Origin of the sequence: Actinomadura sp. NPDC048394, assembly GCF_040651755.1 — a bacterium.
Taxonomy (GTDB): domain Bacteria; phylum Actinomycetota; class Actinomycetes; order Streptosporangiales; family Streptosporangiaceae; genus Spirillospora; species Spirillospora montaniterrae.
This window is the reverse complement of record NZ_JBEZJL010000009.1, coordinates 98,115-119,156: the sequence shown is the minus strand read 5'-3', so window position 1 is coordinate 119,156 and position 21,042 is coordinate 98,115. Positions and strand designations below refer to the sequence as shown.

The following is a 21,042-nucleotide window of genomic DNA, read 5'->3' as shown; positions in this document are numbered from 1 at the left end:
ATCCGGTGCAGCCTATCCCCGCCCGGCGGACGCGGGCGAGGCCTCCAGGAACAGCGCCTCGACCAGGTCCGTCGCCCACTTCAGCAGTTCCTGGTCGCGCAGCGGCCGGCCGCCGAGCGGCGCCGTCTTCGGCGCCGGCACCAGCAGCGTGTCGCTGGCGGCCTTGAGGATGCTCTTCGGGTACAGCCGCTGCAGCCGGACCTGCTTGGAGTCGGGCAGGTCCACCGGCGCGAACTTGATGAAGTTGCCCTGCAGGGTGACGTCGCTGAGCCCCGCCTTGCGCGCCTTGGCACGGAACCGCGCGACCTCCAGCAGGTTCAGCACCGGGACGGGCAGCGGCCCGAACCGGTCCTTCAGCTCGTCGTGCACGGCGCCGATCTCGTCCTCGGACGTGATCGCCGCGATCCGCCGGTAGGCGTCCAGCCGGAGCCGCTCCCCCGGCACGTACTCGTGCGGCAGGTGCGCGTCGACGGGCAGCTCGACCTTGGTCTCGACGGCCTCCGGCTCGGCGCCGCCCTCCTTCAGGTCCCGGACGGCCTCCCCGACCATCCGGACGTACAGGTCGAACCCGACGCCCGCGACGTGCCCGGACTGCTCCGCGCCGAGGATGTTGCCCGCGCCGCGGATCTCCAGGTCCTTCATCGCGACGTACATGCCGGCGCCGACCTCGGTGTGCTGCGCCAGCGTCGCGAGCCGCTCGTGCGCGGTCTCGGTCAGCGGCTGCTCCGGCTGGTACAGGAAGTAGGCGTACGCGCGCTCCCGGCCGCGCCCGACGCGTCCGCGCAGCTGGTGCAGCTGCGACAGGCCGTACATGTCGGCGCGGTCGACGATCAGCGTGTTGGCGTTCGGGACGTCCAGCCCCGACTCCACGATCGTCGTGGCGACCAGCACGTCGTAGTTCTTCTCCCAGAAGTCGACCATGACCTTCTCGAGCTCGTGCTCGTTCATCTGGCCGTGCGCGATCGCGACCCGCGCCTCCGGGACGAGCCGCGCGATGTTCGCCGCGACCTTGTTGATCGACCGGACCCGGTTGTGCACGAAGAACACCTGGCCCTCGCGCAGCAGCTCGCGGCGGATCGCCGCGGCGATCTGCTTCTCCTCGTAGGGGCCGACGAACGTCAGCACCGGGTGCCGCTCCTCCGGCGGCGTCAGGATCGTGGACATCTCCCGGATTCCGGTGAGGCCCATCTCCAGCGTCCGCGGGATCGGCGTCGCCGACATCGCGAGGACGTCGACCTGGGTGCGCAGCCGCTTCAGCTCCTCCTTGTGCTCGACGCCGAACCGCTGCTCCTCGTCGATGATCACCAGGCCGAGCTTCTTGAACTTCGTCCGCGCCGACAGGATGCGGTGCGTGCCGACCACCACGTCCACGGTGCCGTCGGCGAGGCCGCCGAGGGTCGCCTCGATCTCCCCGTCGGTCTGGAACCGGCTGATCGGCTTCACCACGACCGGGAAGGCCGCGAACCGCTCGGCGAACGTCGACAGGTGCTGCTGGACGAGCAGCGTCGTCGGCACCAGCACCGCGACCTGCATGCCGTCCTGGACGGCCTTGAACGCCGCCCGCACCGCGATCTCGGTCTTGCCGTAGCCGACGTCGCCGCAGATCAGCCGGTCCATCGGGACGGGCTTCTCCATGTCGCCCTTCACCTCGTCGATGGCGGCGAGCTGGTCGGGCGTCTCCACGTACGGGAAGGCGTCCTCCAGCTCGCGCTGCCACGGGGTGTCGGTGCCGAACGCGTGCCCGGGGCTCGCCATCCGCGCCGAGTACAGCCGGATCAGCTCCCCGGCGATCTGCTTGACGGCCTTGCGGGCGCGGGACTTGGCCTTCTGCCAGTCGGCGCCGCCGAGCCGGTGCAGGCTGGGCGCCTCCCCGCCGACGTAGCGGGTCAGCTCCTCCAGCTGGTCGGTCGGGACGAACAGCCGGTCGCTCTTGGCGTACTCCAGGATCAGGTACTCGCGGGTGGCGCCCTGCACCGTCCGGCTGACCATCTCCACGTACCGTCCGACGCCGTGCTGCTCGTGGACGACGTAGTCGCCGGGCTTGAGCTGCAGCGGGTCGATGCCGCCGCGCCGCCGCGACGGCATCCGCCGGACGTCCTTGGTGGACGACTTCTGCCCGGACAGGTCCGTCTCGGTGAGCACCGCGAGCTTCACCGGCTCCCAGACGAAGCCGTTCTCCAGCAGCCCGGTGGTGACGGTGACGACGGACGGCTCGGGCGGCGCGGCGACGTCGGCGAGCCGCGCGCCGATGCCCTCCTCGCCGACGAGCTGGACGAGGCGCTCGGCGGGCCCGTGGCCGGCGGTGACCATGACGACGCGCCAGCCGGCGTCGATCCAGCCCTTGAGGTCGCCGACGACGCGGGTGGTGTCGCCGCGGTACGCCTCGGCGGCGTGCACGCCGAGGTTCAGCGCGTCGCCCTCGGGGTTCAGGGCGGTGACGCTCCAGCGCGGCAGGCCCAGCTCGGTGCTGTGCTGCCGGACCTCCTCCAGCGACCGGAACGCGGCGGCGCCGAGGTCGATCGGCGCCTCGCCGCCCGCGGCGGCGTTCACCCAGCTGGCCTCGAGGAATTCCTGGCTGGTGCGGACGAGCTCGACCGAGCGGGTGCGGATCCGCTCCGGCTCGCACACCAGCAGCGCCGACCCCTCGGGCAGCAGGTCGGTGAGCAGCTCCATGCTGTCGGCGAGGACGGGCGAGAACGCCTCCATGCCCTCGACGGTGTCGCCGTCGGCGATCCGGCCGAGGATGTCCTCCAGCGCGGGGTGCTCCTCGGCGAGCAGCTTCGCGCGCTCGCGGACCTTCTCCGTCAGCGGCAGCTCACGGCACGGCGGCGCCCAGAGCCCGTCCTGCGCGACCTCCAGGGACCGCTGGTCGGCCGCCTTGAAGTAGCGGATCTCCTCGACGGTGTCGCCCCAGAACTCCACCCGCAGCGGGTGCTCCTCGGTGGGCGGGAACACGTCGAGGATGCCGCCGCGCACCGCGATCTCGCCGCGCTTCTCGACCAGGTCGACGCGGTGGTACCCGGCGTCGACGAGGCGGCGGACGGCGTCGTCCATGTCGGCGTCCTCGCCCGACACCAGCCGGACCGGCTCCAGGTCGGCGAGGCCCGACACGATCGGCTGCAGGACGGCGCGGACCGGCGTGACGACGACGTCCAGCGCGCCGCCCTTGCCGGGCAGGTGCGCGCCGGCCTCCTCCTCGGTGGGCGCGTCGCCCGCGTCGGGGTGGACGAGCCGGCGCAGCACGGCGAGCCGCTGCCCGACCGTGTCCGAGCGCGGCGACAGCTTCTCGTGCGGCAGCGTCTCCCAGGCCGGGAAGTGCGCCACCCGGCCCGCGCCGATCAGGCTGGTCAGCGCGGCGGTGAGGTCCTCGGCCTCGCGGCCGGTCGCGGTCACCGCCAGCACGGCGCCGTGCCGTCCGCCGGGCCCGGCGGAGCGCGCGGCGACCGCGCGGCTCAGCGCCGCGGCGAGGATCGGCCAGGTGGCGGCGGGGGCTACGACCTCGGTGTCGGTGCGCGCCTGCTTCAGCGCGCGCTCCAGCTCGGCATCGGCGCACGCAAGGTCAACAAGTCCAGAAAGCGTCATTTTCGCCCGTAAGTTCGCATTCACCCCGAGGGGCAGGGCAGCCCGAAGAACCGGAATCCGTGAGCGGACCCGGCACCGCGTACCAGACTACGCGCCCGCGCACGCCGCCGCGCTGGCGACGTCGCAGGCCGCGGGACCGGCGCCCATGATCGCGGAGGGCGACACGGCGGTTACCAAGAATAGGCAAATAGCGGACAGAGCGCAGTCGGGCGATTACGCTGCGAGACTGTGACCGATCTGCGTACGCCGCCGGTCAACGACGGCGATCTCTTCTCAGAACGCGCAAGGCAGTACGCACTGGAGAAGCCCCTGCAGCGGATCCACATCCTGGAGGCGGGCTGCGGCTGGGGCGCGGGGCTGGACCTCGGCGACCGCGAATGCCTGGTGACCGGGGTCGACCTGGAGTCGCCGGAGCTGCGCGCGCACGCCTGCGAGCGGCCCGACCTCGACCAGTGGCACCTCGGCGACCTGCGCACGGTCCCGATGCCGCCGCGTGCCTACGACATCGTCCACGCCACCTACCTCGTCGAGCGGGTCCCGCACGCCGAGCTGGTCCTCGACCGGTTCGTCGCGGCGCTCAAGCCGGGCGGGCTGCTGCTGGTCCACCTGCGCGACCGCAACACCGCGTTCGGGTTCCTCGACCGCCACCTGCCGCGCTGGATGCACGCCTCGGGCCGGCGCCGCAAGTCCCGTCCCGCCCGTGCCGCGCGCGGCGCCCACGCCCGCGTCCCCGCCGAGGGCCAGGCGGAGAGCGCCGCAGAGGGCGCGCCGGAGGCCGCCGTCCCGCCGCCCGGCACGGACATCGTCCCGGCGCCCGCGCCGGAGGCCGCCGCCCCGGACGCCAGCGGGCAGGACGCCGCCGGGCAGGAGCGGCCCGCTCCGCGGCGGGAGAAGCGGCGGGCCCCGGCGTCCGCGCCGCAGACAGGGCGGGCCCGGCGGCTCCCGCCGCCCGCGATCTACGACAAGGTCGCGTCCCGGCAGGGCATGCAGTGGTACTGCGTGATGCGCGGGCTGATGGTCGCCGAGGAGTACACCTCCCGGCAGGCCATCGACGCGCTCGGGGCCGGAACCGGCCTCACCGACCTGCTGTGCCGGCTGGTGGCGGCGGCCAGCCGGGGCCGCCTCACCGCAGACCACAGCGACGTCACCCTCGTCATCCGCAAGCCGGAGAACCGCTTCGCCCGGGTGATCTGACGGGGGGCGGAGGTGCGGGCACCGCCGCGACCGCAGTAATTTGGCGGAAATCGACGTTTGACCTGCATCGGCCCGGCGCGCACGCCGGGCGGGATCGGAGACCGCGGTGACCGCCGAAGCCGGCCTTCCCGACACGCTGCGCGACCTGCCCGGGTGGGCTCCGGACGCGGTGGAGCTCGCCGACCTGGAGCTGCTGCTCGCGGGCGTGTACCGGCCGCTGACCGGCTTCCTCGGCTCGTTCGACGCGGCGATGGTGATCGCCGGGGGCCGGCTCGCCGACGGGACGCCGTGGCCGGTCCCGGTCACCCTGGCGGTGCCGAAGGAGCTGACCGCGCACGAGCGGATCGTCCTGCAGGACCCGGAGGGCGTGCCGCTGGCCGTGCTGGAGGTCGCGGAGGCCTGGCAGGACCCGACGTCCCAGGGCTGGCGCCTCGCGGGGCCGCTGGAGGCGCTCCGCTCCCCCGCGCACGGACCGTTCCACTCCCTGCGCCGCCGTCCCGACGAGCTCGACCCGGTGGACGGCCCGCTGCTGGCGGTCGCGACCCGCGAGCCGCTGCACCGCAAGCAGCTCGGCCAGATCCGCCAGGTCGCCGAGCGGCTCGGCGCGCAGGTGCTGGTGCTCCCGCTGCTGAGCGGCGAGCACGACGAGTCGCTCGTCCGGGCGCTGCTGGGCGTCCGCAAGGAGCTGCCGGAGGGTGCGCGGATCATCCCGGTGCCGCTGCCCGCGCGCGGCGACCACGACCGTGACCTCCTGCTCCGCGCGCACGTCGCCGCCGCGTACGGCGCCACGCACCTGCTCGCCGAGCAGGAGGCGGAGGGCACCGCGATCCCGGTCGTGGTCCCCGAGCCGTGGGCCTACGACGCGGACGTGGAGATCTGGCGTCCGGTCGCGCGGATCGAGCCGGACCACGTGCAGGCGGAGCTGACCGCCGAGCGGCTCGGCGAGCTGCTGGACGCGGGCGAGCCCGTCCCGGACTGGTTCACGCCGCCGGCGGTCGCCGCCGAGCTGGCGCGCGCGCGGCCACCGAAGCACTCGCGGGGCGTCACGGTGTTCTTCACGGGCCTGTCGGGCTCGGGCAAGTCCACGGTGGCGCGGGGCCTGGCGGACGCGCTGGTCGAGCGCGGCGGCCGGACGGTCACCCTGCTGGACGGGGACGTGGTGCGGCGGATGCTGTCGGCGGGCCTGACGTTCTCCAAGGCCGACCGCGACCTGAACATCCGGCGGATCGGGTTCGTCGCGGCGGAGATCACCCGGCACGGCGGGGTGGCGATCTGCGCGCCGATCGCGCCGTACGCGGCGACCCGCGCGGAGGTGCGCCGGATGGTGGCGGCGGCGGGCGACTTCATCCTGGTGCACGTGTCGACGCCGCTGGAGGAGTGCGAGCGGCGCGACCGCAAGGGCCTGTACGCCAAGGCGCGGGCGGGGCTGATCCCGGAGTTCACCGGGATCTCCGACCCGTACGAGGTGCCGGACGACGCCGATCTGGCGCTGGACACCTCGGCGATGACGCCGGACGAGGCGGTGGGGCGGGTCCTGGAGCTGCTCGTCGCGGGCGGCTGGCTCCGGACCGAATAGTCCCCTTTCGTCACTCTTGTCGTAGATCGTCAATCTAGTCGCGTTTGTTGGGGTGCACCCGGGTTAACAGACCCGGGTGCGGTCCCGTACTGTATTAGGCGAGTTTTCCTATATAGCAGGTAGGTCATGCCGCCGTAGGGGGGTGAAGGCGCGTGGACTTCGACTGGACCATGGCCCTCGGCTCGTTCCTGGTCGCCATCGTCGTCGGCCTGACGGGAATGGGCGGCGGCGCGCTCATGACCCCGATGCTCGTGACGTTCTTCGGCGTCAGCCCGCTCGCCGCCGTCTCCAGCGACCTCGTGGCGGCGGCGGTGATGAAGCCGGTCGGCAGCGCCGTCCACTACCGGCAGGGCACGATCAACATGCGCCTCGTCGGCTGGCTCTGCGCCGGCTCGGTGCCCGCCGCGTTCTGCGGCGTGCTGGTGGCCCGCGCCCTCGGCCACGGCGACGGGGTGGAGAACCTGATCAGCAAGGCGATGGGCGTCGCGCTGCTGATCGCCGCCGGCGGCCTCGCCGTCCGCGGCGTGCTCGCCCGCCGCGACCGGAACCGCCCCGGCGCCGGGGACGGGGAGGCCCCCGAGATCAAGGTCCGGCCCGTGCCGACCGTGCTGATCGGGCTCGTCGGCGGCCTGGTCGTCGGCATCACCTCGGTCGGCTCCGGCTCGCTGATCATCGTCGCGCTGCTCGCGCTGTACCCGACGCTCAAGGCCAACCAGCTCGTCGGCACCGACCTGCTGCAGGCCGTGCCGCTGGTGTTCGCCGCCGCGCTCGGCCACCTGCTGTTCGGCGACTTCCAGATGCAGGTCACCGCCGCGCTGCTGGTCGGCTCGATCCCGGGCGTCTACATCGGCTCGAAGATCTCTTCGCGCGCCCCCGGCGGCCTCATCCGCCGCGTGCTGGCGCTGGTGCTCGTCGCGTCCGCGCTGAAGATGTTCGGCGTCGGCGCCGTCCCGATCGCGTGGACGGTCGTCGTGCTCGGCGCCGGAACGGCCGCCGTCTGGCTCACCGGCCGCCGCCGCGCGGACCGCTCCGCGAGCGGCCGGAGCGCGCGCGGGAACGTCCCCGCGTCAGCCGACGAGCTGGTCCCCTGACTCAGCGGTCCGGGCCGGCGCCCCGGGCTCCCGGGGCTCCGTCCCCGCCGGCGATGCCACCGGCCCGCCGCCTCCGCGCGGCGGGTCGCCCTTGCGGAGCATCCGCCACAGCATCACCGCCGACACGATCCCGCCCGCGCCCAGGCAGTACGGCGCGATCGCGGCGTGCCCCGGGTCGGCGGCCAGCAGGCCGAGCAGCACCGCCAGGCCGCTGAGGCTCTCCACCCCGCGGATCACGAACACCGACCGGGACTGCTTGCGGGCCGTCGCGAGGCTCGCCAGCGGCAGCGTGCAGGAGAAGCACACCGAGTACAGCGCCCAGCCGCCGAGCGCCACCCGGTCCACCGCGAACGAGCCGCCGGTCACGACCGGGCCGAGCCACCCCACCAGCAGGATCCCGCCGAGGCTCATCACGAGCGCGATCCCCGACATCAGCAAGCACGCCCGCACCGCCTGCCGGGCCCGCATCGGCCGGCCGGCCTTCTCCGCCTTGGCGAAGTCGCCGAGCAGGAACCAGCCGGCCCCGTTGACGAAGGTCAGCGCGGGCGACAGCAGCAGCCGCGCCGCCTCCACCCCGGCCAGCGCGGCGGTGGACGCGAACCCGGCGATCATCACGCGGGCGAGCAGCAGCGCCGTCGGCCTGATGCCGGCCTGCACCGACCGCCACCAGGAGAACGCGAGGATCTCCCGGAACGCGGTGCCGCGCAGCGAGGCGAGCGCGTACTCCTCGCGCGGCAGCCGCAGCCGGGCCAGCAGGATCGACGCCAGCGACCCGGCGCACATGGCGGCGAGCAGCAGCTCCACCGAGGCGTCCGCGCCGGCGCCGAGCGCGGCGCCGAGCACCGCGAGCGTCGTCAGCAGGTAGGTGGCGTCGTTGACGGTCAGCCGCCAGAACTCCATCCGCGCGGTGAAGATCCGCCGCCCGGTCTCCTCCAGCAGCCACAGGGCCACCGAGAGCGCGAACAGCCCGATGCCGAGCGGCCCGGCGAGCCCCATGACGGCCGCGACGGCGGCGCCCACGGCCGCGCCCACCACCACGGTGCCGCCGACCGACAGCAGCAGCGCGCCGCGCACCCGCGGCTCGAACCGGTCGAACACCGTGAGGGTGTCGCCGACCCAGCTCGTCTGCACCGAGGTGATCATCACGATGATCGAGAAGAGCAGCGCGTACGCGCCGTAGCCGGACGCGCCGAGCGTGCGGGCGGCCAGCGACTGCACGACGAGGCTGCCGCCCGCGGTGACGAACTGCACGGCGACGGCGCCGCCGGCGGACGCCAGCAGCCGGCCGGCCTTCCCCGCGACCCGCCTGCCCCGGCCCTCCGCGGGCGGGGCCGGGGGCGCCGGGTCGGGCACGGCGGGCAGGTCGATCGCGGTCTCGACCGTGCTCTCAGGGGTGCTGACGCTCCGTCCCGAAGCCCCCTGCGTCACCTGTCCAGGTCGTAGTGCATCAGGGACGAGTCGCCTTTTCCCTTGCCGGACCCGCTGCCCGGCTCGGGCTTGCCGCCCCGGCCCTTGTCGGACACGGGCTTGTCGGCCGCCGGCTTGTCGGCGGGCGGCTTGTCCGCGCCGGGCGTCTTGCCGCCGAGCAGGTACAGCGGGTCCTCGGCGGTGCGGGTCGGGTCACCGCCGTCCGGCCACAGGTCGGCGGCGATGTCCGAGGCGGGGCGTTTGTCGCCCTCCGCGGGCTTGTCCGAGCGGCCCTTCGGCGCGGCCTTGCGCGGCGGCTTGCCCGACGCGGGCGGCGTCTTCGGCAGGCCGGACGCCCCGTTCCCGGTCGACGCGCCGCCGTTCGCGCCGCCGGCGACGCGGGTGCCGCGCGGGCCGGACGACGAGCGCGACGCCGAGCCCGACCCCGCCCCGTTCACCCGGGACGAGCGGCCGCGCTCCGGCGGGAGCGGCGGCGGGGACGCCGGAACCGCCTGGGTGGCCGACGCGGACGGCGCGACGGCGCCGCCGCGGCCCTCCTCGGGCGCCCAGCCGCGCCCGCCGGCGGGCTCGGCGGGCGGCGCGGACCTGCGGCTCCGCCGGCCCCGGCCGCGCTCGGGCGCGGGCGGCGGCGGCTCCTCCGCGTACCCCTCGGACCGGTAGGCCTCGGACCGGTACGCGTCGTCGCGTCCGTCGCCGATGGACCGGCGGCCCTGGTAGGACCGGCCGGCCGGAAGCTCCGGCATCGGCGTCCCGGGACCGCCGAGCGCCCCGGCGGGCGCGCCGCCCGGCATCCCGCCCATCGCGGGCGCCGGCGCGGCCTGCGCCTGGCCGCGGGGCCGGGAGGACGCGCGCAGGAACGACACGATGCAGGCCAGGATCGCGCCGATCGCGAAGCCGATCGCGCCGTTCTGCGGCAGCTTGCTGGGCGTCGGCGCCGTCGGGTCGGCGGTGTCGGTGAACTGGACCCCGTCGTTGTTCTTCGACCGGGCCGACAGCAGGCCGCTCTCGTCCGACTGCATCTTCGCGAGCTGGCTCTGCAGCACCTTGTACGGCCGCGTGCCCGCCTGCGTCGACTGCATCTGCTCGGTGATCTTCGTCTCCTGCTCCTTCAGCCCCTTGATCTGCTCGTCGAGGTTGCTGTTGTTGGTGGAGACGGTGACGTCCTGGTAGGCCTGCAGCACCGCGTTGGCGATGACGGCGGCCTCGGGCATGGTGGAGCCGTTGGCGGTGACGACCACGACGCCGCCGTCCGGCTTGCTCGAGGTCTTCACCCGGCCGCGCAGCTGCTCGCCGGTGAGGTTCGGGCCGTGCTTGCTCTTGACGATCTCGGCGGCGCGGGCCATCACGGGCGTGGAGCCGGCGAACGCCGCGCGCTGCGCGGTGTACGCGGCGTACCCCTGCCCGGACACGACGCCCATGCGCAGCGCGTTGTTGTTGTTCGTCGGGTCGGTGACGGCGAACCTCGCGGTGGCGGTCGCGCCGCTGAACAGGATCTGGGTGGCGGCGACCGAGGCGAGGACGCTGGCCAGCACGATGATGAGAGACATCAGCCGGTAGCGCCAGACCGCCTCGACGAGGCTGATCTCCGGTGTGACGGGGGTCTGTGCTGTCATCGGATGCTCTTGGAGTCCTCAGGAGGCCGTGGGCGGGATGGGGTCGGCGTCGGGTCCGGCGAGACGGCGGACGGCGTCCCGCAGCTCGTGGTGGTAACGGTCCTTGCCGAACCGCCGGGCGGCGTCGGCGCCGGCCCGCTTGGCCATCGCCTGGGCGCCGTCCCAGTCGTCCAGCAGCCGGGCGATCCCGGCCGCCAGCGCGTCCGGGTCGTCCGGGGCGACCAGCACGCCGTTGTCGCCGTCGGCGACGATCTCGACCAGCCCCTGGGTGGCGCTGGCGACGACCGGCCGGCCGGCGAGCATCGCCTCGACGGCGACGTTACCGAAGGGTTCGACGCGCGAGGGGACGATCGCGATGTCCGCGCCGGCGAACGAGTTCCACACCGACGGGCGGAATCCCGCGAAGGCCACCGCGCCGTCGTCGCCGGCGAGGCCGCGCAGCTCCTCCTCGAACCACTCATATCCGGGGAAGACGCTCCCGACCAGGGTCAGGTTCGCATCGTATCCGCGATCGCGGAGTGATCGGACGGCGCGGACCGCGACGTCGGAGCCCTTGCGCGGGGACAGCCGCCCGACCAGGACGATCCGGGCGGGCCCGTCCAGGACGGCGCGCGGCGGCGCGACCGGCTCGGGCGGTTCCTCCACCCCGTTGTAGATGATCTGGGCGCCGCGTCCGGCGGAGCCGAGGGCGGCGGCGCTGGCGCGGCTGTTGACGACGACGGAGCGGGCGAGCCGCAGCGGCATCGACAGCGCGGCGCGCACCGGGCCGGGCACGTCGTCCTCGGCCTCGTGCACGTGGCAGAGGGAGGGCACGCGGGCGAGCCGCCCGGCGAGCAGCCACAGCGGGATCGTGACGGTGTTGACGTAGAGGGCGGCGGCGCGTTCGCGGCGCAGCAGCCGCCACGCCTTCGGCAGCGCCCGGGTCGCGGCGAACGCCAGCCGGACGAGGCCGAGCGGCGTCATGTACGACTTGCGCAGGACCGGGACGGGCAGCACCACGACCTCGGCGCCCGCGTCCCGCAGCACCGGTGAGAGCGGTCCGTCCGCCGGCAGCGTCACGATGACGCGGTGGCCGGGGACCAGCGCGCGCACCGACTCCACGAGCATCCGGTCGGAGCCGTAGAGATCGGGCGACGGGTGCGCCAGCACCACCGCGGACCTCGCGTCCCGTTCGGCCACTTGCCCCTCCTTCTGGTGATCCAGCCCCCTGGATACCAGTCTCCCGCAACCTTCAGATTAACTGTCGTTTACCGCAGGGACGCGCAACCCCCCTTCCGCATAATCTGTGCGGATCAATCACAAAGTGACGGTAATGGCTGGGGGTCAGGGTGCGCATCGCCATGGTAGGGACGCGCGGGGTGCCGGCGCGGTACGGCGGCTTCGAGACGGCGGTCGAGGAGATCGGCAAGCGGCTGGCGGCGGGCGGGCACGAGGTCACCGTCTACTGCCGGGGCGAGCGCCACCCGGAGCCGGAGTACCTGGGCATGCGGCTGGTGTACCTGCCGGCGATCGAGAAGAAGGTCGCCGAGACGCTCAGCCACACCGGGCTGTCGGTGCTGCACGCCTTCCGCAGCAAGATCGGCAAGGAGGGGGCGGACGTCGCGCTGCTGTTCAACGCGGCGAACGCGCCGATGCTGCCGGTCCTGCGGACGCTGCGGATCCCGGTCGCGACGCACGTCGACGGCCTGGAGTGGAAGCGCACCAAGTGGAGCGGCACCGGGCAGAAGTACTACCGGGCCGCCGAGGCGATGGCGGTGCGCTGGTCGGACGCGCTGATCGCGGACGCCGTCGGCATCCAGGACTACTACCGCGAGCGGTTCGACGCCGACACGGTGTTCATCCCGTACGGCGCGCCCATCCTGACCGGCACCGACACCGGGAAGCTGGCGGACGCCGGGTACGAGCCGGGCGGGTTCCACCTCGTCGTGGCCCGGTTCGAGCCGGAGAACCACGTGCACCTGGCGGTGGACGGCTACCGGCGCAGCAAGGCGGAGAAACCGCTCGTCGTCGTCGGCTCGGCGCCGTACGCCGACGAGTACACCGCGCAGGTGAAGGAGCTGGCGGGCGACGACCCGCGCATCACGTTCATGGGCGGCGTGTGGGACCAGGACCTGCTGGACGCCCTGTACGCGGGCGCGCTCACCTACATCCACGGGCACTCGGTCGGCGGGACGAACCCGTCGCTGCTGCGCGCGATGGGCGCGGGGGCGTCGGTGCTGGCCTACGACGTGAACTTCAACCGCGAGGTGCTGGGCGAGGAGGCGGGCCGGTTCTTCGGCGACGCGGCGGAGCTGGCGGCGCAGGTGGAGGCGGCGGAGGCCGATCCGGGCGCGGCGGGCGACCGGGGCGCAGCGGCGCGCAAGCGGGCGGCGGAGCGGTACGTGTGGGACGACGTCGCGGCGGCCTACGAGCGGCTGTGCGAGGACCTGCTGGCCGGTCGCCGTACGCGCAAGACCATTCGCGGTAAGTGACGACATGAACGAGCAGATGACCACATCTGGTCATGAATTCGTCCGCCCCCGCATCGGGACCGGAAATGTCCTGGTACCTGCGGGTTCGCGGCGCGGGGCCCGCGCCGGCGTCGCGCTGTTCACCCGGTCGAAGCTGCCCGCGCTGGCCGCCCAGTGGGCGCTGTACGGCGCGGTGGCGGTCGCCGGGCCGCGCGTCCTGCCGGGCCCGCGCGTCCGCTGGGAGCCGCCCGGCGGGCCCGAGCGGTGGCGGACGCTGGTCGACCGGATCGGCACGTTCGACGGCCTCGCCCTCTACGAGCGCCCGCAGGCGTCCCGGACGGGCCTCGCGGCGGTGCTGCTGCGCGACGGGCGCCCCACCGGGTTCCTCAAGCTCCGCGACGACCCCGGCGAGCTCGACCGCGAGGAGCGCGCGCTGTCGGCGTTCCCCGAGGGCCGCGCGGACGGCTTCCGCGTCCCCCGCGTCCTGGACCGCGACGAGACCGCCGGCTGGCACTGGATGGTGATCGAGGCGATGCCGCCGCGCCCGGCCCGCCCGGTGCGCGGGATCGCGCTCGCGCCGCTGCTGGCGGACCTGCAGCGGCGGCTCGCGGCGGTGCTGCCCCGCCCGTCCGGGACCCCGGACCACTGGACGCCGATGCACGGCGACCTGACGGCCTGGAACCTGCGGCACTGCGGCCGGGGCCTGCCCTGGCTGATCGACTGGGAGGACGCCGCGTGGGCGCCGCCGGGCGCCGACCTCGTCTACTACGAGGCGACGCACGCCACCGTGTTCGGCAAGCCGTCCGGGCGCGACGACCTGAGCGGCTGCGCGGAGGCGGCGGAGTTCTGGCTGAAGCGGGTCGCGCAGCGCTCCACCGGCGACCACGACGCCGCCTTCAACACCCGCCTCAGCGACGTCCTGAGGCAGCTCGGCGCCGCCTGACGCCTCAGGCACACGAAAGCGCGCCCCGGTGGAGACCACCGGGGCGCGCTTCGCGTCGGTTCGCGTCCGTTCGCGGGATCAGCCCACGGAGGCCGACGCGGCGCTGGTGATGGTGTTGCCCAGCGGGTCCTTCACGCGGATCTTGTAGGTGTGCTTGCCCGCCGGCGCCTTGTCGGTGTAGGTCAGCGACGGCTCGTTCCAGAACTGCGACCGCTGCTTCACCGTGTAGACCGGCGTCGTCGACGCGTCCCGCAGCACCTCGTAGGTGAGCCAGCCGTTGTCCATGTCCCAGGTGCCCTTCCAGGACACCTTGATGCCGGTGGACGTCTTCGCGGCGGTCGGCGCCTTCAGCTCGGACGTCTCCGGGCCGACCTTGTTCGGCGCCTTGTCCTTGATCGCGAACCGCACCAGGCCCTGCTGCGGCTTGCCGTTCACGTTCGGGAACTCGCCGCCCATCGCGACGTAGTCGCTGTTGCCGGTGACGGCCCACGCGGCCTGGGACTGGCCGGTGTAGGAGCCGACGGCCAGCCGCGGGAACCAGTCCAGCAGCGACGGGACGGGCAGCTTCCGGCCGGGGTAGTTGGTGTTCGCGGCCGGGTGGTCGGACTGGTCGGTGCCGGTCGCGACCTTGGTCTCGGCGAGCGCGCGGTGCCAGGTCTTCGGCGTCGTCTCGGGGAACGCGCCGAGCGAGGAGCAGTCGTGCGCGTGCGAGACGCTGTAGACCGCGCCGCCCACCGGGAAGATCCCGTACGTGGCGCCGTAGCAGTTGTCCAGCCACTCCAGGTGCCCGTTGGACGCCTTCGCGGCGAACCGCCCGTCGAACCAGTACCAGCCCTCGCCGTCGGCCGAGGCGTAGACCATGCCGTCGTCGATCCGCAGGTCGGTGACGTACGAGAAGTGACCGCTGTCGATCTTGGTGGGGATCGGCGTGCTGAGCCACTCCACGGACCCGCCGTTGGACGTGCTGACCGCGCCGATGCCGACGTGCTTCTGCCCGTTCAGCTGCTGGAACCGGCCGCCGACGATCACCCGGTCGCCGTACACGGCCAGCGCGTACACCTCGTCGTCGTTGGCGACGGGCTTCCAGGTGTCGACGTTGGAGCCGTCGGAGGCCTTCACCGCGGCGAGCCGCGTCCGCGACTTGCCGTTCACGTTGAAGAAGTTGCCGCCGACGTACACGGTCGAGTCCGTCGCGGCGATCGCGCGGACGCGGTTGTGCACGTTCGGCGCGAACGAGTCGATCAGCGCGCCCGTCGAGGTGTCGAACGCCGCCAGGTGGTTGTGGTCCTTGCCGTCGACCTTGGTGAAGTCGCCGCCGACGTACACCCGCTTGCCGTCCGGGGAGGCCACGATCCGCAGGCCCTGCCCGTCGAGCGTGTGCACGAACGTGGTGCTGAGCTTCCCGGTCGTCAGGTCGAACGCCACGATGTTGCCGCGCGCCACCTCGCCGGCGCCCCCGGCGGCGACGCCCGCCGGACGCGCCTTGGTGAAGCTGCCGGTCGCGTAGACGGTGTTCCCGACCGTCGCCATGCTCCACACGACGCCGTTCACCTGCGCGGTCGGCAGCGCGTCCGCGCTCACGGTCGCCGGCGTCCCGGTCGCGGGCACCGTGTCGGCGCCGGCCGGCCCGGCGGGCATCAGGGCCGCGCCCACGAGCGAGAGGGCGGCGGCGGACGCAACGCCCGCGCGCACGCCGGCACGGCGCTGTCGCAAAAAGGCTCTCACGAGTCGGATCCCCTAAAGCACTTCAACCCCCGGTGGCCCCCTCGGCCACTCCGGTCTGGTGATCTTAGTGCGCCGAAGGGACCACCACTCCGCACTCTTATGAAATCGTGATGGAAATCGCTTACGCAGCGCTTGATGTCGATAGCTCAGCGCAGTATGGCCAATTCCGGAAATAGAAAAGTGCCCCGAGGTGTAAACCTCGGGGCACTTTCGCGCGTCGGGGGTTCCGGGCTACCGGGACGGCGTCACCGCCGGACGGAGTTGGACGCCGCGCTCGTCACGGCGTTCCCGCTCGCGTCGACCGCGCGGATCTTGTAGGTGTGGGTGCCCCTCGGGGCGCTGGTGTCGGTGTAGGTGAGGGTCGCCGGGTTCCAGAACGCGGCCGTCTTGTCGAACGTCGCGATCGGGGTCGTGCCGCCGTCTCGGAGCACCTGGTACTTCAGCGACGCGTTGTCCATGTCCCAGGTCGTCCGCCACGTCACGCGGATGCCGGTGGTGCGCAGGCTCGCGGACGGGGCCTTGAGGTCGGCGGCCTCGGGGCCGACCTTGTTCGGCGCGTCCGCCTTGATCGCGAACCGGACGAGCCCGGCCTGCGCCTTGCCGTTCACCTTCGGGAACTCGCCGCCCATCGCGACGTAGCCGCCGTTGCCGGTGACGGCCCACGCCGCCTGGTACTGCTTGGTGAACGAGCCGATCGCCAGCTTCGGGAACCAGTGCAGCAGGGTCGGGATCGGCTGGTTGCGGTAGTTGCTGTTGGAGCCGGGCGCGGTGCGGTCGGTGCCGGTCGCGGCCTTGGTCTCGGACAGCGCCCGGTGGTTGGTCTGCGGGCTGGTGTCGGGGAACGCGCCGAGCGAGGTGCAGTCGTGGGCGTGCGAGACGCTGTAGACCTCGTTGGCCACGGGGTACATGCCGTAGGTGGCGCCGTAGCAGTTGTCGAGCCACACCAGGTCGCCCGTGTCGGCCTTGGCGGCGAAGCGGCCGTCGAACCAGTGCCCGCCCTCGCCGTCGGCGCCGCCGTAGACGACGCCGTCGTCGACGCGCAGGTCCGTGACGTAGGAGAAGTGCGTGCTGTCCTGCTTGGTGGGGATCGGCCGGCTGCTCCACGGCAGCGTCCCGCCGTTGGACGTGCTGACCGCGGCGACGCCGACGTGGGTCTCGCCGTTGAGCTTCTGGAACTTCCCGCCGACGATGACGCGGTCGCCGTACAGCGCGAGCGCGTACACCTCGTCGTCGTCGGCGGTCGGCCGCCAGGTGCCGATGTTGGACCCGTCGGTCGCCTTCACCGCGGCGAGCCGCGTCCGGCCGCTGCCGTTGACGTTGAAGAAGTTGCCGCCGACGTACACGGTCGAGTCCGTCGCGGCGATCGCGCGGACGCGGTTGTGCACGTTCGGCGCGAACGAGTCGATGAGCGCGCCGGTCGAGGTGTCGAACGCCGCGAGGTGGGGGTGCGCCTTGCCGTCGACGGTCGTGAAGTCGCCGCCGACGTACACGCGGCTGCCGTCGGGGGACGCGATGATCCGCAGGCCCTGGCCGTCGAGCGTGTGCACGAACGTGGTGCTGAGCTTCCCGGTCGTCAGGTCGAACGCCATGATGTTGCCGCGCGCGACCTCGCCGGTCCCGCCCGCGGCGACGCCCGCCGGGCGGGCCTTGGTGAAGCTCCCCGTCGCGTAGACGGTGTTCCCGACCGTCGCCATGCTCCACACGACCCCGTCGACCTGCGCGGTCGGCAGCGGGTCGGCGCTGACGGTCGCCGGCGTCCCGGACGGCGGGTCGGTGTCGGCGGCGGCCGAGCCGGCCGCCGCGAGCGCCGCGCCCGCCAGCGAGAGGGCGGCGGCCGCCGCCAGGCCCGCGCGGACGCTCGTCCGGCGCTGTCGCAAAAGAGCTCTCACGAGTCCGATCCCCTAAGCCTTGGCCCGGTGGCCACCCCGGCCACTCCGGTGCGGGGATCCTATTGGGTAGTCAGTCCGACACATCCGGTCCCTTATGAAATCGTGACCGAAGTCGCCTTCGCTCGGCTGACCGGCGCGAATTCGATCTTCGGGACGGTTCTGGAAGCGGCACGGGAAAGCGCCTCGGGGCGCTTTCCCGTGCCGTCCGCCGGCCGGTTCCGGGCGGCCGCGGGTCAGCCCGCGGGCCGGGTCGCGGTCAGGTCGTCGACGGACACGACCGTGGGCGCGTTCGTGGCGTTGCCCGCCAGGTAGGCGCGGATCCCGACCGCGCCCGCGGCCTGCAGCCCGGCCGTCGCGTCGGTGCCGGTCGCCTGCCAGTCCGGTTCGGCGGCGCCGTCCGCCCACACCTTCGCCTTCAGCGTGGTCGGCGACCCGCCGGTCACCTGGAGGCGCAGCCGCAGCGGGACCCCGGGCCGGTAGGTCAGGCCCGGGACCGTCTGCTCGGTGCCGATGGCCGTCTCGGTGTTGCTCGCGTTCGCGCGGCTGAGCTGCAGCGACACCACACCGGACGGCCGCAGCCGGATCCGCGCCCGGTAGTCGCCCTGCCCGGCGACGCGCCGCCCGAGCGCCCACACGTAGACGCCGTTGCCGGTGCCCTCCTTGTCGGTCGCGACGGTGAACGTCAGGTCGGTGTCCTGCGACGACACCGCGTTCAGGTTCGCGCCGCCGTCGTTCTTCGCCGCGGGCAGCTCGATCTGCCCGGTGCCGCCCACCGACAGCACGCCGCCCGAACCGACCTTGCTCCAGGCGCCGCCGGTGTCGGCGCTGCCCCAGCCGCCGGTGACCGTCCGCCCGAACGCGTCCGACGCCAGCGCCGCCGAGGTGGCAGTCACCGTGTGGACGACCTCGCCGGTAGCGCCCTTGTCGTCGGTGACGGTGAGCTTGACGGTGTGGTCGCCCGCCGACGCGTAGGTGTGCGACGGCTTGGCGCCGGTGCCGGTCGTCCCGTCGCCGAAGTCCCACGCGTAGCCCGCGATCGTCCCGTCGGGGTCGGACGACGCCGACCCGTCGAACGCGCAGGCCAGCTCGGTGCACGACGCGGTGAACGCGGCGGCCGGCGGCTGGTTCGGCTTCACCTCGCCGGTGCCGAGGCCGTGGTGGCGGGCGACCTGGTCGGCGGTCAGCGCCCGCGGGTACACCGCGGCCTCGTCGATCGTCCCGTTCAGGTAGTCGCTGGACGGCCGGTTCGGCCAGCCGGACAGGTTGTCGCCGCCGATCCGCCAGTAGCCGCTGTAGCTCTGCGCCGACGTCACGCCGCCGTCGGCCGCGACCTGCGCGCCGTCGACGTACAGCTTCATCCCGGCGCTCCCGTCGAGGGTCCCGACGAGGTGGTGCCACTTGCCGTCGTTCAGCCCCGCGCCGCTCTGGACCGTCTTCGCGGCCCCCGGGTAGACGCCGAACACGACCCGGCCGTCATTGGTCATGTACAGGTGCCGGTCGTAGGACGAGCTGTTGCCCGAGGCGCTGCCCCCGTACCCGATGATCTTCCCGCCGCTGCCGGACGCCGTCTTCACCCACGCCTCGACGCTGAAGTCGCCCGGCGTGGACGCGGCGCCGCTGCCCGCCGACGAGCCGAGGAACCCGCCGAAGCCCGCCGCCTTGTCGGCGTCGCCGGAGATCGCGCCGGCCTGGCCCCGGGTCGTGCCGGCGCCGAGCGTCAGGTCGTTGGAGCCGGCGTAGTCGTAGGCGGGGCCGCTCGCCTCGCCGAGCCGCCAGTACGCCTGCGCCCCGTCCGACCGGATCTGGTCGGAGTACGGGCCGGGCGCGCCGTCGGGGGCCGTCACCGCGTTCGACGCGGCGCTGGTCACGGCGTTCCCCGCCGCGTCCACCGCCCGCACCTTGTAGGTGTGCGCGGTGCCCGGCGCGGCGGTGCCGTCGAAGTAGGCGGCGTTCGGCTCGTCCCAGAACGTCGACGTCCGGTCGACCGTCCCGACGGGCGTCGTGCCGCCGTCGCGGAGCACCTGGTAGGTCAGCGAGGCGTTGTCCATGTCCCAGGTGGTCTTCCAGCCGACGCGGACGCTGCCGTCCGCCATCGCGGTCGCGGTCGGGGTGCCGAGGTCGCCGGCCTGCGGGCCGGCCTTGTTCGGCGCCTTCGCCTTCACCGCGAACCGGACGAGCCCGGCCTGCGCCTTGCCGTTCACGCTCGGGAACTCGCCGCCCATCGCGACGTAGTCCGCGTTGCCCGTGACCGCCCACGCCGCCTGGTACTGCTTGGTGAACGACCCGATCGCCAGCCTCGGGAACCAGTGCAGCAGGCTCGGGATCGGCTGCTTGCTGTAGCTGCTGCCGACGCTCGGGTTCCCGTGGTCGGTCCCGGTCGCCGCCGTCGTCTCGGCCAGCGCCCGCTGGAACGTCTGCGGGCTGGTGTCGGGCCACGCGCCCAGCGAGGTGCAGTCGTGCGCGTGGGAGACGCTGTAGACGGACTGGTCCTGCACGAACATGCCGTAGGTCGCGCCGTAGCAGTTGTCCAGCCACACCAGGTCGCCCGTGGCGGCCTTGGCGGCGAACCGCCCGTCGAACCAGTGCCAGCCCTCGCCGTCCGCCCCGGCGTACACGGTGTCGCCGGACACGTACAGGTCCGTCACGTAGGAGAACAGGCTGCTGCTCTGCTTGGCCGGGATCGGCGTGCTGCTCCACGGCACCGTCCCGCCGCCGGCCGCGTCCACCGCGCCGATGCCGACGTGCTTCTCGCCGTTCAGCTGCTGGAACCGGCCGCCGACGATCACGCGGTCGCCGTACAGCGCGAGCGCGAACACCTCGTCGTCGTCGGCGGTCGGCCGCCACGCGTCGATGTTCGCGCCGTTGGACGCCTGCACCGCCGCCAGCCGCGTGCGCGCCTTGCCGTTCACGTTGAAGAAGTTGCCGCCCAGGTAGACGGTCGAGTTCGTCGCCGCGATCGCGCGCACCTTGGCCGACACGGAGGGAGCGAACGACGTGTCGAGCGCGCCGGTGGCGGTGTCGAACGCGGCGACGTGGTTGCGGGTCTGCCCGTCCACGGCGGTGAAGTCGCCGCCGACGTAGACGCGCTTCCCGTCCGGCGAGGCCACGATCCGCAGGCCCTGCCCGTTCAGCGCGTGGTCGAAGGACGAGACGAGGTTCCCGGTCGTGAGGTCGAAGGCGAGGATGTTCTGCCGGGTGACCTCCCCGGCCCCGCCCTCGGCGACGCCCGGCGGGCGCGCCTTCGTGAAGTTCCCCGTCGCGTAGACGGTGCTGCCGACGGTGGTCATGCTCCACACGACCCCGTTGACCTGCGCGGTCGGGAGCGGGTCCGCGCTGACGGTGGCCGGCGTGCCCGCCGGCGGGTCGGTGTCGGCCGTGGCGGGTGCGGCCGGGACGGCGGCGGCGCCCGCGAGCGCCGTCGAGAATGCGGTGAAGACGGCTATCGCCGTTTTACGGACGCGCGCCGCGCGCCGGTGCGAAGGTACAGATCTCACTGGGCCGGTCCCCTGCCGTTCGTCTCCGGTGGCCCCCTCGGTCACGGAAGTGAGAGC

The 21,042-nt window shown here is 73.4% G+C and carries 12 protein-coding genes; 5 read left to right on the top strand and 7 right to left on the bottom strand.

Annotated features, from left to right (window positions below; genetic code table 11):
• Nucleotides 1–12: 12 nt before the first annotated feature.
• Complete coding sequence (gene mfd / locus AB0C78_RS08340) at nucleotides 13–3,582, bottom strand: transcription-repair coupling factor (RefSeq protein ID WP_360743615.1); 3,570 nt, start codon at nucleotides 3,580–3,582, stop codon at nucleotides 13–15.
• Between the two features lie 228 nt (nucleotides 3,583–3,810).
• On the opposite strand from mfd, the gene AB0C78_RS08335 reads away from it, so the two are divergent.
• From AB0C78_RS08335 to AB0C78_RS08325, 3 genes are all read left to right on the top strand, one after another.
• Nucleotides 3,811–4,776 (top strand): class I SAM-dependent methyltransferase, encoded by a 966-nt coding sequence (locus AB0C78_RS08335; RefSeq protein WP_360743612.1) that lies wholly within the window; start codon nucleotides 3,811–3,813, stop codon nucleotides 4,774–4,776.
• A gap of 106 nt (nucleotides 4,777–4,882) precedes the next feature.
• Nucleotides 4,883–6,352, top strand: coding sequence for an adenylyl-sulfate kinase (cysC, locus tag AB0C78_RS08330; RefSeq protein ID WP_360743609.1), 1,470 nt, complete (start codon nucleotides 4,883–4,885; stop codon nucleotides 6,350–6,352).
• A 152-nt stretch (nucleotides 6,353–6,504) separates the two neighbouring features.
• Nucleotides 6,505–7,443 (top strand): sulfite exporter TauE/SafE family protein, encoded by a 939-nt coding sequence (locus AB0C78_RS08325; RefSeq protein ID WP_225992658.1) that lies wholly within the window; start codon nucleotides 6,505–6,507, stop codon nucleotides 7,441–7,443.
• Here AB0C78_RS08325 and AB0C78_RS08320 read toward each other — a convergent pair.
• From AB0C78_RS08320 to AB0C78_RS08310, 3 genes are read right to left on the bottom strand one after another with little or no spacing between them, the layout of a single operon-like run.
• Entirely contained in the window at nucleotides 7,420–8,871 is a 1,452-nt protein-coding gene (locus tag AB0C78_RS08320; RefSeq protein WP_360743605.1) for a hypothetical protein, read from the bottom strand. The genes AB0C78_RS08325 and AB0C78_RS08320 overlap by 24 nt on opposite strands.
• Nucleotides 8,868–10,484 (bottom strand): hypothetical protein, encoded by a 1,617-nt coding sequence (locus AB0C78_RS08315; RefSeq protein WP_360743602.1) that lies wholly within the window; start codon nucleotides 10,482–10,484, stop codon nucleotides 8,868–8,870. Before AB0C78_RS08315 ends, AB0C78_RS08320 begins: the two co-directional genes overlap by 4 nt.
• Before the next feature lie 18 nt (nucleotides 10,485–10,502).
• A complete protein-coding gene (locus AB0C78_RS08310) occupies nucleotides 10,503–11,663 on the bottom strand; it encodes a glycosyltransferase family 4 protein (protein WP_225992583.1) in 1,161 nt (386 codons plus the stop codon).
• Between the two features lie 161 nt (nucleotides 11,664–11,824).
• On the opposite strand from AB0C78_RS08310, the gene AB0C78_RS08305 reads away from it, so the two are divergent.
• Together AB0C78_RS08305 and AB0C78_RS08300 are read left to right on the top strand one after the other, a co-directional pair.
• On the top strand, nucleotides 11,825–12,955 hold the full coding sequence (locus tag AB0C78_RS08305) for a DUF1972 domain-containing protein (protein WP_360743598.1): 1,131 nt from the start codon (nucleotides 11,825–11,827) through the stop codon (nucleotides 12,953–12,955).
• Between the two features lie 4 nt (nucleotides 12,956–12,959).
• On the top strand, nucleotides 12,960–13,877 hold the full coding sequence (locus AB0C78_RS08300; RefSeq protein ID WP_360743595.1) for a phosphotransferase: 918 nt from the start codon (nucleotides 12,960–12,962) through the stop codon (nucleotides 13,875–13,877).
• Nucleotides 13,878–13,955: 78 nt separating this feature from the next.
• Here AB0C78_RS08300 and AB0C78_RS08295 read toward each other — a convergent pair whose 3' ends face one another.
• The 3 genes from AB0C78_RS08295 to AB0C78_RS08285 form a co-directional block, all read right to left on the bottom strand.
• Nucleotides 13,956–15,569, bottom strand: a complete 1,614-nt coding sequence (locus tag AB0C78_RS08295; protein ID WP_360743592.1) for a hypothetical protein — start codon at nucleotides 15,567–15,569, stop codon at nucleotides 13,956–13,958.
• 278 nt (nucleotides 15,570–15,847) lie between these two features.
• Nucleotides 15,848–17,491: a hypothetical protein gene (locus AB0C78_RS08290; RefSeq protein ID WP_360743589.1), complete on the bottom strand. Its 1,644-nt coding sequence runs from the start codon at nucleotides 17,489–17,491 to the stop codon at nucleotides 15,848–15,850.
• Between the two features lie 233 nt (nucleotides 17,492–17,724).
• A complete protein-coding gene (locus AB0C78_RS08285) occupies nucleotides 17,725–20,985 on the bottom strand; it encodes a LamG-like jellyroll fold domain-containing protein (RefSeq protein WP_360743586.1) in 3,261 nt (1,086 codons plus the stop codon).
• Nucleotides 20,986–21,042 lie beyond the last annotated feature (57 nt).

Bases quoted from the DNA above. Each gene is read 5' to 3' on its own strand.
- AB0C78_RS08315 (WP_360743602.1), bottom strand. From the start codon at position 10,484: ATGACAGCACAGACCCCCGTCACACCGGAGATCAGCCTCGTCGAGGCG.
- AB0C78_RS08305 (WP_360743598.1), top strand. From the start codon at position 11,825: ATGGTAGGGACGCGCGGGGTGCCGGCGCGGTACGGCGGCTTCGAGACG.
- mfd (WP_360743615.1), bottom strand. From the start codon at position 3,582: ATGACGCTTTCTGGACTTGTTGACCTTGCGTGCGCCGATGCCGAGCTG.
- AB0C78_RS08300 (WP_360743595.1), top strand. From the start codon at position 12,960: ATGAACGAGCAGATGACCACATCTGGTCATGAATTCGTCCGCCCCCGC.